This is a genomic window from Tsukamurella sp. DT100, from assembly GCF_049844855.1.
Lineage (GTDB): Bacteria > Actinomycetota > Actinomycetes > Mycobacteriales > Mycobacteriaceae > Tsukamurella.
Genome location: NZ_JBNCLV010000002.1, coordinates 220,660 through 234,408 on the forward strand (window position 1 = coordinate 220,660; position 13,749 = coordinate 234,408).

General features: G+C 72.4%; 13 protein-coding genes. 10 read left to right on the forward strand and 3 right to left on the reverse strand.

What is annotated here, in order from left to right:
• Positions 1-53: 53 nt before the first annotated feature.
• The 4 genes from ACLQ3K_RS04765 to ACLQ3K_RS04780 all read left to right on the forward strand — a co-directional run bounded on the left by ACLQ3K_RS04765 (position 54) and on the right by ACLQ3K_RS04780 (position 4,219).
• Positions 54-827, forward strand: a complete 774-nt coding sequence (locus ACLQ3K_RS04765) for a DeoR/GlpR family DNA-binding transcription regulator (RefSeq protein WP_425997428.1) — start codon at positions 54-56, stop codon at positions 825-827.
• Positions 824-1,783 (forward strand): 1-phosphofructokinase family hexose kinase, encoded by a 960-nt coding sequence (locus ACLQ3K_RS04770; protein WP_425997430.1) that lies wholly within the window; start codon positions 824-826, stop codon positions 1,781-1,783. Before ACLQ3K_RS04765 ends, ACLQ3K_RS04770 begins: the two co-directional genes overlap by 4 nt.
• Positions 1,784-1,829: 46 nt before the next feature.
• Positions 1,830-3,893, forward strand: coding sequence for a PTS fructose transporter subunit IIABC (locus ACLQ3K_RS04775; RefSeq protein ID WP_425997432.1), 2,064 nt, complete (start codon positions 1,830-1,832; stop codon positions 3,891-3,893).
• Between the two features lie 68 nt (positions 3,894-3,961).
• A complete protein-coding gene (locus ACLQ3K_RS04780) occupies positions 3,962-4,219 on the forward strand; it encodes an HPr family phosphocarrier protein (RefSeq protein WP_068523395.1) in 258 nt (85 codons plus the stop codon).
• A 79-nt stretch (positions 4,220-4,298) separates the two neighbouring features.
• On the opposite strand, the gene ACLQ3K_RS04785 is transcribed toward ACLQ3K_RS04780, so the two are convergent.
• The gene (locus ACLQ3K_RS04785; protein ID WP_425997434.1) at positions 4,299-4,910 is read right to left on the reverse strand and encodes a hypothetical protein; all 612 of its coding nucleotides are present in this window, start codon (positions 4,908-4,910) and stop codon (positions 4,299-4,301) included.
• A gap of 115 nt (positions 4,911-5,025) precedes the next feature.
• On the opposite strand from ACLQ3K_RS04785, the gene ACLQ3K_RS04790 reads away from it, so the two are divergent.
• The 4 genes from ACLQ3K_RS04790 (at position 5,026) to pntB (ending at position 9,716) form a co-directional block, all read left to right on the forward strand.
• Positions 5,026-5,946, forward strand: coding sequence for a D-isomer specific 2-hydroxyacid dehydrogenase family protein (locus tag ACLQ3K_RS04790; RefSeq protein ID WP_425997436.1), 921 nt, complete (start codon positions 5,026-5,028; stop codon positions 5,944-5,946).
• Entirely contained in the window at positions 5,946-6,422 is a 477-nt protein-coding gene (locus ACLQ3K_RS04795) for a MarR family winged helix-turn-helix transcriptional regulator (RefSeq protein ID WP_224648039.1), read from the forward strand. Before ACLQ3K_RS04790 ends, ACLQ3K_RS04795 begins: the two co-directional genes overlap by 1 nt.
• A 311-nt stretch (positions 6,423-6,733) precedes the next feature.
• Positions 6,734-8,260 (forward strand): Re/Si-specific NAD(P)(+) transhydrogenase subunit alpha, encoded by a 1,527-nt coding sequence (locus ACLQ3K_RS04800; protein ID WP_224648040.1) that lies wholly within the window; start codon positions 6,734-6,736, stop codon positions 8,258-8,260.
• Between the two features lie 7 nt (positions 8,261-8,267).
• Positions 8,268-9,716 (forward strand): Re/Si-specific NAD(P)(+) transhydrogenase subunit beta, encoded by a 1,449-nt coding sequence (pntB, locus tag ACLQ3K_RS04805; protein WP_425997439.1) that lies wholly within the window; start codon positions 8,268-8,270, stop codon positions 9,714-9,716.
• Positions 9,717-9,780: 64 nt separating this feature from the next.
• Here the strand turns inward: pntB and ACLQ3K_RS04810 are convergent, their stop codons facing one another.
• Positions 9,781-10,431, reverse strand: coding sequence for an NAD(P)H-binding protein (locus tag ACLQ3K_RS04810; RefSeq protein WP_425997441.1), 651 nt, complete (start codon positions 10,429-10,431; stop codon positions 9,781-9,783).
• A 228-nt stretch (positions 10,432-10,659) separates the two neighbouring features.
• A complete protein-coding gene (locus ACLQ3K_RS04815; protein ID WP_224648043.1) occupies positions 10,660-11,271 on the reverse strand; it encodes a LysE/ArgO family amino acid transporter in 612 nt (203 codons plus the stop codon).
• 71 nt (positions 11,272-11,342) lie between these two features.
• Here ACLQ3K_RS04815 and ACLQ3K_RS04820 point away from each other — a divergent pair, with 71 nt between their 5' ends.
• Positions 11,343-12,215, forward strand: coding sequence for a LysR family transcriptional regulator ArgP (locus ACLQ3K_RS04820; protein ID WP_425997443.1), 873 nt, complete (start codon positions 11,343-11,345; stop codon positions 12,213-12,215).
• Between the two features lie 40 nt (positions 12,216-12,255).
• Complete coding sequence (locus ACLQ3K_RS04825; RefSeq protein WP_425997445.1) at positions 12,256-13,743, forward strand: bifunctional phosphatase PAP2/diacylglycerol kinase family protein; 1,488 nt, start codon at positions 12,256-12,258, stop codon at positions 13,741-13,743.
• Positions 13,744-13,749: the final 6 nt, after the last annotated feature.

The window sequence follows — 13,749 nt, forward strand, 5'->3', positions numbered from 1 at the left end:
AAAACAGAAAAATCAAAACCATAACCACAGAAACCCACGAACTCGGAGGGGTCATGTACGCGGAGGAACGACAGCGCGCGATCAGTGAACTGGTCGGCGGCCGCGGCCGCGCGTCGGTCATGGAACTGGCCGAGCGGTTCGACGTGACCCCGGAGACGGTGCGCCGCGACCTGGACGCGCTCGAGCGGCTCGGCGGCGTGCGCCGGGTGCACGGCGGCGTCGTCGCCGCGGGCGTCCTGGCCGGCGCCGAGTCGGGCCTGGGGGAGCGCGAGGGCACCAACGCCGAGGCGAAGCGCCTGATCGGTGCCGCGGCCCGGCGCTTCCTGCCCCCGGCGGGCGGCTCCGTCCTCTTCGACGCGGGCACCACGACCATCGCCGCGGCCCGCGAGGTCCCGGCCACCCTGCACATCACCGCGATCACCAACTCCGTGCCCGTCGCGGCCGCGCTGTCGACCCGCGAGGCCGTCGAACTGCGGCTGCTCGGCGGCCGCGTCCGGGGCCTCACCCAGGCCGCGGTCGGCGCCGGCACTGTCGCCGAGATCGCGGGGCTGCGCGCCGACGTCGCGATCATCGGCGCCAACGGCCTCGGCGCCGAACGCGGCCTCTCCACCCCCGATGCCGACGAGGCCGCGGTCAAGACCGCGATGGTCCGCGCCGCCGACTTCGTGGTCCTCGTCGCCGACGCCTCCAAGTTCGGGCGGGAGAGCCTGGTCGCCTTCGCCGGCCTGGGCGCGGTCGACGTGTTGGTCACCGACGCGGCGCCCACCGGCGCGCTCGCGACGGCGCTCGCCGACCACGGCGTGGACGTCGAGGTCGCCGCCCGATGATCGTCACCGTCACCGCCAACCCCAGCCTGGACCGGCTCGTCGTCCTCGGCGGGCCGCTGCGCCGCGGCGCCGTGCACCGCGCCGAGGGCGCCGCCGCCGACCCCGGGGGTAAGGGCGTCAACGTCTCCCGCGTCGTGCACGCGGCGGGGGAGGGCACCGTCGCCGTGCTCCCCGCCGACCAGGGCGACCCGCTGCTCGTCGGGCTCTCCCGCCTCGGCGTGCCCGCGATCCCGGTGCCCGTCGGCCACGAGGTCCGCAGCAACATCACCGTCACCGAGCCCGACGGCACCACCACCAAGCTCAACGCGCCCGGGGCGCCGTTGGCGCCGGAGACGGTGCGGGCCTTCGAGGACGCGATCGTCTCCGCCGCCGACGGTGCCGCCTGGCTCGCGCTCTGCGGCTCGCTGCCGCCCGGCCTTCCGGAAGACTGGTACGCCCGTCTCGCCGCGCGCCTCGGCGCCGCGCCGGGCGGCCCGCGCATCGCCGTCGACACCTCCGGCCCGGCGCTCGCCGCCTCGGCGGTGCGCGGCGTCGCGCTGCTCAAGCCCAACGCCGAGGAGCTCGCCGAGCTCGTGGGCCGCGGCGCCGAGGCCGGCGCCGACTTCGAGAGCCGCGCGGCCTCCGGCGATCTCGCGCCCGTCCGCTCGGCCGCCGAGGAGTTGCATCGCGACACGGGCGCCGCCGTTCTCGCCACGCTCGGCGCCGCCGGCGCGCTCCTGGTCACCGACGAGGGTGCCTGGGCAGCGACCCCGCCGCCGATCTCGGTGCGCAGCACCGTCGGTGCCGGCGACAGTTCCCTCGCGGGTTACCTCATCGCTCATGCGCGCGGCGCCGATGCGCCGCAGCGTCTTTCCCTCGCGGTCGCCTACGGCGCCGCGGCCGCCGCACTGCCGGGCACCCAGGCGCCCCGACCGGAGGAGCTCGCCGTCGCCGACGTGCGGGTCACCGCCCTGTAGTCCCCTCGATCCGCCCGATCCACCAGCAGAACCGGAGAACACCCCCATGACCGAATCGATCATCGCGCCCGAACTGGTCGCGCTCGACGTCTCGGCCGGCACCGACAAGAACGAGGTGATCGCCTACCTCGCTGCCCGCATCACCGACGCCGGCCGGTCCACCTCCGTCGACGGTCTCGTCGAGGCGGCGCTCGCGCGTGAGGCCCAGTCCGCCACCGGCCTCCCCGGCGGCATCGCCATCCCGCACTGCCGCGCCGCGGCCGTCACCGCCGCGAGCCTCGGCTTCGCCCGGCTCGACCCGAAGGTCGACTTCGGCGCCCCCGACGGCGGCGCCGACCTCGTCTTCCTCATCGCCGCACCGGAATCCGGCGGCTCGCAGCACATGAAGCTGCTCAGCGCGCTCGCCCGCGCCCTGGTGCGGCCCGAGTTCACCGCGTCGCTCCGCGCCGCCGCGACGCCGGAGGAGGTGGTCGCCCTCGTCGAGGGCGTCATCACCCCGAAACCCGCGGAGCCGAAGCCCGCCGCTCCCGGCACGGCTGCCTCGGCGACGCCCGCCCCGGCGGCACCGGCGCCGGCGGCGGCACCGTCGGACAAGCCCTCGCTGGTGGCGATCACGGCCTGCCCCACGGGGATCGCGCACACCTACATGGCGGCGGACGCCCTCAAGCTGGCCGCCGAGCGCGCCGGCGTCGAGCTGACCGTGGAGACCCAGGGATCCTCCGGCTCCACGCCGCTCTCGGCGCAGACCATCGCCGACGCGGGCGCCGTCGTCTTCGCCACCGACGTGGGCGTGAAGGGCCGCGAGCGCTTCGCGGGCAAGCCCGTCATCACCTCCGGCGTCAAGCGCGGCATCAACGAGCCGGACGCGATGATCGCCGAGGCGGTCGCCGCCGCCTCTGATCCGAATGCCACCAGGGTCGACGGTGCCGCCGCCGCGAGCGGCGAAACCGCCTCCGCGCCGACGGGTCTCGGCGGGCAGCTCAAGCGCGCCCTGCTCACCGGCGTCAGCTACATGATCCCGTTCGTCGCCGCGGGCGGCCTGCTCATCGCGCTCGGCTTCCTGCTGGGCGGGTACGAGATCGGCAACTCGACTCTGTCCGAAGGCATGTCCGACGGCGCCTACGTCGCCCTGCACAACTCCCTGTGGAACCTCCCCGACGGCGGGCTGCTCCAGTACCTCGGTTCGGTCAGCTTCGCGACGGGCCAGGCGGCGATGAGCCTCATGGTCGCGGTGCTCGCGGGCTACATCGCCTACGCCATCGCCGACCGGCCGGGGCTCGCACCGGGATTCGTCGCCGGCGTGCTCGCGGTGACCGTCAACGCCGGCTTCATCGGCGGCGTCGTCGGCGGCCTGCTGGCCGGCGTCGTCGCGCTGTGGATCGGCAAGCTGCAGCTGCCGCAGTGGGCCCGCGGCCTGATGCCGGTGGTGATCATCCCGCTGTTCGCGACGCTCATCACCGGCGGTCTGATGTACATGGTGCTCGCCGGCCCGCTCCGCTGGGTCAACGAGGCCATGACCGACGCCCTCAACGGGATGAGCGGCAGCAGCAAGATCGCGCTCGGCGTGGTCCTCGGCCTGATGATGTGCTTCGACCTGGGCGGCCCGGTCAACAAGGCGGCCTACGCCTTCGGCGTCGCCGGGATCGGGCTCGCCACCGCCGGCGTGCCGCAGTGGGAGATGATGGCCGCCGTCATGGCAGCGGGCATGGTGCCGCCGCTGGCGCTGGCCCTGGCCTCCACGGTCCTGCGCCCGAGCCTGTTCACCGAGCCCGAGCGGGAGAACGGCAAGGCCGCCTGGTTCCTCGGGGCGTCGTTCATCTCCGAGGGCGCCATCCCCTTCGCCGCGGCCGACCCGCTCCGGGTGATCCCGTCGATGATGCTCGGCGGCGCCGTGACCGGCGGCCTGTCCATGGCGCTCGGCGCCCAGCTGCGCGCCCCGCACGGCGGCGTCTTCGTCCTGTTCGCCATGAACGGCACGTGGTGGAAGTTCCTCATCGCCCTCGCCGCGGGCGTCGTGGTGAGCGCCGTCGCGGTCGTCGCGGCCAAGTCCGTCGTCCGCGAGGACGCCGCAGCGACCGAATCCGCCCAGCCCGCGGCCGTCGCCGCGTAATACTGGTCCTGACCACTCCCGCGGCCGACCGGCGGCGCGGAGACGAACACCACCCCACGAGGAGAGACATGCCCAGCACCACCGTCGCCGTCGGATCGGCCGTCGGCCTGCACGCCCGCCCCGCCGCCGTGATCGCGAACGCCGTCAACGAGTCGGGCCACGAGGTCACCCTGTCCGTCGCCGGCGGCGAGCCGGTGGACGCCGGCTCGGCGCTGATGATCATGACCCTCGGCGCCGAGCAGGGCGTGGAGGTCACCGTCGAATCCGCCGATCAGGGCACCGTCGACGCGATCGCCGCCCTCGTCGCCCAGGATCTCGATGCCTGAGCAGCTCGACGCCTGAGGCGCCAAGCGCACGAAGGAGGGGCGGCTGGAATGCCCGGCCGCCCCTCCTTCGTGTTCCGGTCTAGGTGACCGGCGCGATGCAGTAGCTCACGCGCTGCGGCGCGGCGTAGTTCAGCGCCGACGAGCCGCGGCAGGTCAGCGGGGCGCCCGCCGCCCGCTCGATCACCCGGATCACGTTCGACGGTGCGCTGCCCGTCGCGGACGGGCAGGCGACGGAACGGATGTCGGTGGTCGCGGCCGTATCGGGCTTGACCTGGTAGCAGTTGCCCAGAGTGAGCTTGGGGACGACGCACAGGACGGCGCCCGCGGACTCGACGCGGGCGTAGCTCGGCTGGCTGCACGCGGTCTTCGCGGCGGCCTTCTCGGCGACGGCGAAGCTGAGGCCGTCGCCGTCGCACCCGGTGCGGGTGGCGTTGCCGCCGGAGACGGTGACGCAGTCGCCGACCTCGACGGAGCTCACCGGCGCGACCTCCGGGCTCGACGGCTTGACGCCCAGGAGCAGGACCGCCGCCCCCATCACGAGCGCGGCGATGAGGCCGGAGTAGACCACCGAGCTGACCACCTTCCAGGTGGTGGTCGGCCGCGCCTCGTCGATCCGCCGGCCCACGGGCGTCGCCTCGAGGCGACGCCGGAGCGCGGCGAGACGCGGCTGCGCGGGGTGGAGGAATGACATCGACATAGTCTCAATCCTAACTTGAGACTCACTAGGTAACACAAGTCTCAGTTTTCACAGATCGAATCGGCGCGGCTGGGCACGGCACCGACGCGGGCTCATTAGGCTTTGCGACATGTCATTCGACGACGCGCCCGTCATCGCCGTGGGTCCGAAGCCCGATCCCGATTTCGACGCCGCGATCACCGCGGGCGGCGGCGAACCCGGCCCGCTGGCCCGCGCCGACGGCCTCATCTGGACCGATTCCCGCGCGCCCCTGCCGAAGCTCCCGCCGAGCGTGCGCTGGGTTCAGCTGCCCTTCGCGGGTGTCGAGGGCTTCCTCGACAGCGGCGTCATCGCGGGCAACCCGAAGGTCGTCTTCACCTCGGCCGCGGGCGCCTACTCCGGCACCGTCGCCGAGCAGGCGATCGCGCTGCTGCTCGCCGGCGTGCGCGGGCTCTGGCGTCGAGAGACGTCCTGGGACGCGGCCGGCGCCGGCGCCCGCACGGGCCGGCTCGGCGGCACGACGGTGGCGATCATCGGCGCGGGCGGCATCGGTCGCGACATCATCCCCGCGCTCCGCGGGCTCGGCGTCAAGGTCGTCGCGGTGAACCGCTCGGGCACCGACGTCTCCGACGCGGTCGTGGTGACCGCCGACCACCTCGACGAGGTCTGGCCCGCCGTCGATCACGTGATCCTGGCGGCACCGTCGACCGCGGAGACCCGCGCGCTGGTCAACGCGAAGGTTCTGGCGCAGCTCCAGCCGCACTCCTGGATCATCAACGTCGCGCGCGGCTCGCTGATCGACACGGACGCGCTGGTCGCGGCCCTGAAGAAGGGCACGATCGGCGGCGTCGGCCTGGACGTCACCGACCCCGAGCCGCTGCCCGACGACCACCCCCTGTGGTCGATCCCCAACGCGATCATCACCCCGCACGTCGCGAACCCGCCGCAGCACCTGCGCCCCGCGCTGCTCGCCCGCGTCGAGGTCAACGTGCGCCGCTTCGCCAACGACATGGAGCCGCTCGCCGTCATCGACGCCGACCGGGGCTACTGATGTCCGGTGGCCCCCCGGGGCCCCCTCCGCCGGACCCCGATGAGGTCGACCTCATCGTCCGGGGCATCGTCGGCCTGGCGAAGCGGATCCGCAGCGACGCGCGGTTCGTGGGCGCGGAGGTCTCCTACGTCGACTTCACGCTGCTGTTCGTGTTGCACGAGTCGCCGGGGATCCGCGCCGTCGACCTGGCCGAGGCCGTGTCGATCGACAAGTCGACCGCGAGCCGCCAGCTCGCGGGACTCGAACGACGGGGCCTGATCACCCGCGACGTCGACCCCGGCAACCCCCGATCCCGGCAGCTGCGCCTGACCGAGCGGGCGGAGCGCGTGCTGGCCGAGACCGACCGCGAATGGCGTCGCCGGATCGAGGCCCGGACGGCCGATTGGTCCCGCGAGGAATTGCGTACATTCGCGACACTGATCGACCGCTACATGAGCGTCGATCTGCCCGGCGAGGAGCCGCCGTCAGGCCTCTGATCACGGGCGGAATCCCGTGGAGTGATGCGGCTCACGAGGCTACCGAGCAGTAAGTTATGCCGTGCTATGGTCAGCCCACTGTTCTGTGCATCAGGCGACCAGCGTGCCCTCGCGATGCCCGGCGACCCCGGGCCTTCCGCGTCAATTCGCCTCCGTTCACACCGCGGCGGGGTCGTACACGCATGGAGTCGACCCGTTGCCGGAGCTCCGGGCGCGCATCCGCGGCCCGGTAGGGACGACAGGAACGAATCAATGAACGTCGGTGGACCGACCATGACTCCGTCCGCGGGTCGGCAGCGGGAGTGCTGCGCATGATCATCGGAGCTTTGAAAGAGGCACAGCCGGGCGAGACCCGCGTCGCCGCAACCCCCGCCACGGTGGCCCAGCTGATCAAGCTCGGCTACGAGGTGGTCGTGGACTCGGGCGCCGGTGTCGCGTCCTCGTTCGCGGACGAGGCCTACGTCGAGGCGGGCGCGTCGATCGGTGACGCTCGCGCCGCCGATGTGGTGCTCGGCGTCAACGCCCCGTCGGCCGCCCAGCTCGACGGCATGCGCCCGGGCGCGACCGTCGCCGGACTCCTGGCGCCCGCGCAGAACCCCGAGCTGCTCGAGGATCTCCGCGGCCGCGAGCTGACCGCGTTCGCCATGGAGTCGGTGCCGCGCATCTCGCGCGCGCAGTCGATGGACGTGCTGTCCTCGATGGCGAACATCGCCGGCTACCGCGCCGTCGTCGAGGCCGCGCACGTCTTCGGCCGGTTCTTCACCGGCCAGGTCACCGCCGCGGGCAAGGTCCCGCCGGCCAAGGTGCTCGTGGTGGGCGCCGGCGTCGCCGGCCTCGCCGCGATCGGTGCCGCCGGCTCGCTCGGCGCCATCGTGCGCGCGACCGACCCCCGCCCCGAGGTGGCCGACCAGGTCGCGTCGCTGGGCGGCGAGTACCTCTCCGTGCAGAACGAGGAGGCCGAGGTCTCGGCCACCGGCTACGCCAAGGAGATGGGCGACGACTACAAGGCACGCGAGGCGCAGCTGTACGCCGAGCAGTGCAAGGACGTCGACATCATCATCACCACGGCTCTGATCCCCGGGCGCCCCGCGCCGCGGATCATCACCGAGGAGATGGTCGCCTCGATGAAGCCCGGCAGCGTCATCGTCGACATGGCGGCGCAGAACGGCGGCAACGTCGGCGGCACCGTCAAGGACCAGGCGATCGTCACGCCCAACGGCGTCACCATCATCGGCTACACCGACCTCGCGGGCCGTCTGCCCGCGCAGGCCTCGCAGCTGTACGGCACGAACCTCGTCAACCTGCTCAAGCTGGTGACGCCCGAGAAGGACGGGCAGCTCGTGCTCGACTTCGAGGATCCGGTTCAGCGCTCGATCACCGTGACCCGCTCGGGCGAGCTGCTCTTCCCGCCGCCGCCGGTGCAGGTCTCGGCCGCGCCGAAGGCCGCGGCCGTCGAGCCGGTGGAGCCGAAGCCCGTCAAGGAGCCGATGTCGGCGTCCAAGAAGGTCTCGCTCACCCTCGTGGGCGTGCTCCTGTTCGGGCTGCTGATCAGCTTCTCGCCGAACCCGCTGCCGCAGCACTTCACCGTGCTCATGCTGGCCATCGTCATCGGTTACTACGTCATCGGCAACGTCGCGCACGCGCTGCACACGCCGCTGATGTCGGTCACCAACGCCATCTCCGGCGTGGTCGTGGTCGGCGCCCTGCTGCAGGTCGCCACCAACACCACGACGGTCCTGGTGCTGTCGACGATCGCGATCCTGGTGGCGTCGATCAACATCTTCGGTGGCTTCGCGGTCACCCGCCGCATGCTCGCCATGTTCAGCAAGGGGGCATGAGTAACTCATGAGTATCACTGCAATCTCCGTTGCGGCGTACATCGTCGCCTCGCTGCTGTTCATCCTCTCGCTGGCCGGGCTGTCCAAGCACGAGACCTCCAAGAGCGGCCTGACCTACGGCATCGTCGGCATGGGCATCGCCCTGGTGGCGACCATCGCGCTGGTCATCGACAAGGTGCTCAAGCCCGAGCTCGACCTGACCTGGCTGCCGGTCGCGCTCCTGGCCGGCGCCCTGATCGTCGGCGCCGTCATCGGCTTCTGGCGCGCGCGCATCGTCGAGATGACGGGCATGCCCGAGCTGATCGCCCTGCTCCACTCCTTCGTGGGCCTGGCGGCCGTGCTCATCGGCTGGAACGGCGCGCTCGAGGGCTTCCACGCCGACGGCGTGAACCCGGCCGACGTCCGCGCGCTCACCAACATCCATGAGGCCGAGATCGCGATCGGCATCTTCATCGGTGCGGTCACCCTGACCGGCTCGATCGTCGCCAACCGCAAGCTCTCCGGCAAGATGAAGTCGGCGCCGCTCATGCTGCCCGGCAAGAACTACATCAACGTCGGCTCGATCGTCGTGTTCATCGTGCTCACCGCGGTCTACGTCTCGCGGGACACCCACGGCGACAACACCTCGATGATCCTGCTCGGCGTGATCACCGCGCTCGCCCTCTTCCTGGGCTGGCACCTGGTCGCGTCGATCGGCGGCGGCGACATGCCCGTCGTCATCTCGATGCTCAACAGCTACTCCGGTTGGGCCGCGGCCGCGTCCGGCTTCCTGCTGAGCAACGACCTGCTCATCGTCACGGGTGCGCTCGTCGGCTCCTCGGGTGCGTACCTGAGCTACATCATGTGCAAGGCGATGAACCGCTCGTTCATCTCCGTCATCGCGGGCGGCTTCGGCATCGAGGCCGGCCCGGCGGAGGACAAGGACTACGGCGAGCACCGCGAGGTCAACGCCGAGCAGGTCGCCGAGCTCCTCACCGGCGCCAAGTCCGTCGTCATCACCCCGGGCTACGGCATGGCCGTGGCGCAGGCGCAGTACGGCGTCGCCGAGCTGACCAGCGAGCTGCGCAAGAAGGGCGTCGAGGTCCGCTTCGGCATCCACCCCGTCGCCGGCCGCCTGCCCGGGCACATGAACGTGCTCCTCGCCGAGGCGAAGGTGCCGTACGACATCGTGCTCGAGATGGACGAGATCAACGACGACTTCCCCGAGACCGACGTGGTCCTGGTGATCGGTGCCAACGACACCGTGAACCCGGCGGCGTCGGAGGATCCGAGCAGCCCCATCGCGGGCATGCCGGTGCTCACCGTGTGGGAGGCCGAGAACGTGATCGTCTTCAAGCGGTCGATGGCCGCCGGCTACGCCGGTGTCCAGAACCCGCTGTTCTTCCGCGACAACTCGGCGATGCTCTTCGGCGACGCCAAGGACCGCGTGCAGGACATCCTCGCCGCGATGCACTGACGCAGACAGCACACGGGCCCGGCATCGTCCTTCGACGGTGCCGGGCCCGCGTCGTCTGCGGGGCTTAGGTCCAGGCCTCTTCGATGCGCACGTCGCCGTCGGTGAAGGGCAGGTCCTTCCCGACGGTGTCGGGCCGGTCCAGCACGGAAGCGGCCACCAGCGCGACGTTCGCGCGCGACGTTCCGGGGTTGTCCACGGCCCGCACCGCCGCGGGATCCACCCGCCCGGTGGGCTCGTCGAGGGTGAGTCGGCCCGGCATGAGCACGGTCCAGTCCAGGTCGGAGGCGCGCACGGCGACGTCGGCGGCGGCCTTCGCCTCCGCGTAAGCGAAGAAGGAGTCGGTCTCCGGGACGCCGTGATCGGGGGCGGCGCCGAGGTACGAGACCATCACGTAGCGCTTCACCCCCGCCGCCTCGGCGGCCTGCACGGAGCGGATCGCCGCGTCGCGGTCCACCGCGTACGTGCGGTCGGGGTTCCCGCCTCCGGCGCCCGCAGAGAAGACCACGGCGTCGGAGCCGGCGAGTGCCGCCGCGATCTCCTCGCGCGACGCGTGCTCGACGTCGAGGACCAGGGGTTTCGCCCCGGTCGCGGCGACGTCCGCCGCGTGTTCCGGGTTGCGGATCCACGAGGTGACCGCGTCGCCCCGGGAACTCAGGACGCGCGCCAGGATGAGCGCGATCTTGCCGTGTCCACCGATGATCGTGACAGCTGCCATGCATCCCAACGTACGCGCTCCGGCGGCGTGCCCGATTCCGCCCGCCGCCACCACAGGATCGCTGCAATGAGGGCATGCGTGCGACGCATGCCCTCATCACGAGGACACGCCGCTGACCAGTGAAGGCAACAGCCATGCGTGCCACGCATGACTGTTCTGCGAGGACAGACCTCCGTTTCGGCCTGCGCGGCTCGCGACCACGCCCACCCTGTGCAGACTCGAGCGCTGTCAGCCGCCGAGGGGCATCGTCGCGAGCCGCAGGGCCAGGAGCAGCAGCAGGAGGCCGATCGCGGCGTTGATGGCCCGCCACACCCCGGGCCGGCCGAGCACGCCCGACATTCGGCGGGCGCCGAAGCCGAGCAGGCAGAACCACGCGACGCTGGCGACGACGGCGCCGAGCGCGAACCACCAGCGGTCGGCGCCGTAGCGGGTGGACGCGGAGCCGAGCAGCAGCACGGTGTCCAGGTAGACGTGCGGGTTCAGCCAGGTCAGCACCAGCACGCCGGTCACGACGGCCGCGACCGAGGCGGCGCCGTCGCCGCCCGCGACCAGTCCTTCCGACCGCCGCGCCGACCACAGCGACCGCAGGCCGTAGCCCACCAGCACCACGGCGCCCGCCCACTTGACCACCTCCATGAGCAGCGGCCGGCCGGAGACCGCGGCGCCGAGGCCGGCCACCCCGGCGAGGATCAGGGCAACGTCCGAGGCGATGCACACCGCCACCACCGCGCCGAGACCGCGCCCGCGCACGCCCACCTGCAGCACGTAGGCGTTCTGGGCGCCGATCGCGACGATCAGCGAGAGCCCGAGGCCGAGGCCGGCGAGGAGTGCGGAGGTCATGGCGTCGACGCTAGGGCCGTGGCGACCATTAGCGCCAATACGAAAAGGCGATCACCCATTAGAATCACTTCATGCTGAGCGGGCACCACCTGGAGACCCTCGTCGCGGTGGTCGAGGAGGAGAGCTTCGGCGCGGCCGCCTCCCGCCTGCGGATCACGCAGTCGGCGGTCAGCCAGCGGATCCGCGCCCTGGAGCAGCAGGTGGGCCACGTGGTCGTCACCCGCGAGGGCCCGTGCCGCCCCACCGCGCAGGGCGAGGTGCTGCTCGGCCTGGCCCGCGGCGTCGCCTCGCTCGAGGCCGACGCGCTGGGCCGGCTCGCGGGAGGAGCACCGTCGGCCGTGCTCGACGTGGGCGTCAACGCCGACTCGCTCGCCACGTGGTTCCGCGACGTGATCGCCGCGGTCGCCGCCCTGCCTGACGGTCCGTTGCTGCGCCTCGTCGTCGACGACGAGCACCACACGGCCGCTCTGCTCCGCGCGGGCACCGTGCTCGGCGCCGTCACCACCGACCCGGAACCGGTGCAGGGCTGCGCCGTCGAGTACCTCGGCACTATGCGCTACCTCCCGGTGTGCACCCCCGGCTACGCGGAGCGCTGGCGGTCCGGCGGGCGCTGGCGCTGGCGCGAGATGCCCGTCGTGCAGTTCGACCTGCGCAAGGACGAGCTGCAGAACAAGGTGCTGCAGCGCCGCGGCGTGAAGGAGTCGCCGCCGATGCACCGCATCCCGTCGTCGGAGGGCTTCACCTACGCGGTGCGTGCCGGTCTCGGCTGGGGCAGCCTGCCCGAGGCCGACATCGGCGACGCCATCGACCGTGGCGCGCTCATCCGGCTCACGGACGACACGGTCGACGTGAAGCTGTACTGGCAGTCCTGGCGGCTGCACACCCGCGCGACCGAGCACCTCGCCGACGCGATCCACGCCGCGGCCGCCGTCCACCTGCGCTGATCCCTCGCGGACTCCCCGGGGCGGGAGTACCTTGGCGCTCATGCCGGATCATCCAGCGCCGCACCCGCTCCGCACGCTCCACGAGGGGCTCAGCGACCTCGACCGCCGGCTGTTCGACGCGGTCGCCGTCTCGCCGAGTCCTTTGCTGGACCTGACGATGCGCCCGCTGTCGGCGGCGGCCGACCACTCGAAGCTGTGGATGGTGATCGCCGCGGGTCTCGGCGGCCTGGGCGGGCTGTCGTCGCGCCGCGGCGCCGTCCGCGGCGTCGCCACGCTGGCCGTCACCAGCCTCATCGTGAACCAGGGGCTCAAGCGGATCTATCCGCGCCGCCGCCCCGTGCACGACGGGGTGCCGGCCAAGCGGGCCCGCCGCCAGCCCACGTCGACCTCCTTCCCGTCCGGGCACTCCGCCGCCGCGGCCGCTTTCGCGATTGGGGTGGGGCTGGAGAACCGTACCGCGGGATACGCGCTCGCCTGCCTGGCCGGGGCGGTGGGCTTCTCCCGGGTCGCCACCGGCGCCCATTACCCGGGCGACGTGCTGGCCGGGTTCGCCGTCGGCGCGGGCGTCGCCGTCGCGGGCGCCCGCCTGGTGCCGCCCGTCGACGACAGCCGCACCATGACGCCGGAGCCCACCGTCGAGCGGATCGCGACGGACCAGGACGGCGCCGGCCTCGTGGTCGTGCTCAACCCCGCGTCCGGCGACGGCACCGGCACCCGGGTCGCGGAGGAGATCCGCAGCACGCTGCCGAAGGCCGAGATCATCGAGCTCGACGAGGATTCCGACATCGAGGCCGTCGCCACCGAGGCGGCGGAGCGCGCGGAGTTCCTCGGCGTCGCGGGCGGCGACGGCACCGTCGCGACGCTCGCCGCGCACGCCGTCGCGGCGGACAAGCCCCTGGCCGTCTTCCCCGCGGGCACCTTCAACCACTTCGCGAAGGACATCGGCGCCGAGACCGTCGCCGCCGTCGTGGAATCGATCCGGGCCGGGCGCCTCGCCCACGTCGACGTGGTGTGGCTCAACGACGAGAAGCTGCTGCTCAACACCGCGAGCATCGGCGCCTACCCGGAGTTCGTGCGCGCCCGCACGCGGTACCAGCGGCGGCGCATCGGCCGCGTCACCGCGACGGTGCGCGCGCTGCGCCGGGTGCTGCGGCACACCGCACCGGTGGAGGTGCGGATCGAGGGCCGCCCGGTCACCGTCTCCTTCTTCTTCCTCGGCAATTCCATGTACGGCGCACCGGGTTTTGTGCCGGGGCGGCGGACCCGGATCGACGACGGCGTGCTCGACGTCCGGTACCTCGAGGACGGCCACGGTAACGCGACGGCGCGCCTGTTCGGCTCCTGGATCAGCGGGCGGATCCGCAACTCCAAGGTCTACCGGGAGGTGCAGGCGCCCGTCGTCACCATCGAGGCCGACGAGCCCTTCCGCGTGGCCCACGACGGCGAGGCGGGCGAACTGCACACCCGCGCCCGGTTCCGGGTCGACTACCGGGCGCTGCGCGTCTTCGGCACCAGCCTCACGCGCTGACCCGTA

Excerpts from the sequence above, each read along its gene's own strand:
- ACLQ3K_RS04825 (WP_425997445.1), top strand. The coding sequence starts at position 12,256 with ATGCCGGATCATCCAGCGCCGCACCCGCTCCGCACGCTCCACGAGGGG.
- ACLQ3K_RS04780 (WP_068523395.1), top strand. The coding sequence starts at position 3,962 with ATGCCCAGCACCACCGTCGCCGTCGGATCGGCCGTCGGCCTGCACGCC.
- ACLQ3K_RS04810 (WP_425997441.1), bottom strand. The coding sequence starts at position 10,431 with ATGGCAGCTGTCACGATCATCGGTGGACACGGCAAGATCGCGCTCATC.
- ACLQ3K_RS04800 (WP_224648040.1), top strand. The coding sequence starts at position 6,734 with ATGATCATCGGAGCTTTGAAAGAGGCACAGCCGGGCGAGACCCGCGTC.
- ACLQ3K_RS04785 (WP_425997434.1), bottom strand. The coding sequence starts at position 4,910 with ATGTCATTCCTCCACCCCGCGCAGCCGCGTCTCGCCGCGCTCCGGCGT.
- ACLQ3K_RS04775 (WP_425997432.1), top strand. The coding sequence starts at position 1,830 with ATGACCGAATCGATCATCGCGCCCGAACTGGTCGCGCTCGACGTCTCG.
- pntB (WP_425997439.1), top strand. The coding sequence starts at position 8,268 with ATGAGTATCACTGCAATCTCCGTTGCGGCGTACATCGTCGCCTCGCTG.
- ACLQ3K_RS04820 (WP_425997443.1), top strand. The coding sequence starts at position 11,343 with ATGCTGAGCGGGCACCACCTGGAGACCCTCGTCGCGGTGGTCGAGGAG.
- ACLQ3K_RS04795 (WP_224648039.1), top strand. The coding sequence starts at position 5,946 with ATGTCCGGTGGCCCCCCGGGGCCCCCTCCGCCGGACCCCGATGAGGTC.
- ACLQ3K_RS04765 (WP_425997428.1), top strand. The coding sequence starts at position 54 with ATGTACGCGGAGGAACGACAGCGCGCGATCAGTGAACTGGTCGGCGGC.
- ACLQ3K_RS04770 (WP_425997430.1), top strand. The coding sequence starts at position 824 with ATGATCGTCACCGTCACCGCCAACCCCAGCCTGGACCGGCTCGTCGTC.
- ACLQ3K_RS04815 (WP_224648043.1), bottom strand. The coding sequence starts at position 11,271 with ATGACCTCCGCACTCCTCGCCGGCCTCGGCCTCGGGCTCTCGCTGATC.
- ACLQ3K_RS04790 (WP_425997436.1), top strand. The coding sequence starts at position 5,026 with ATGTCATTCGACGACGCGCCCGTCATCGCCGTGGGTCCGAAGCCCGAT.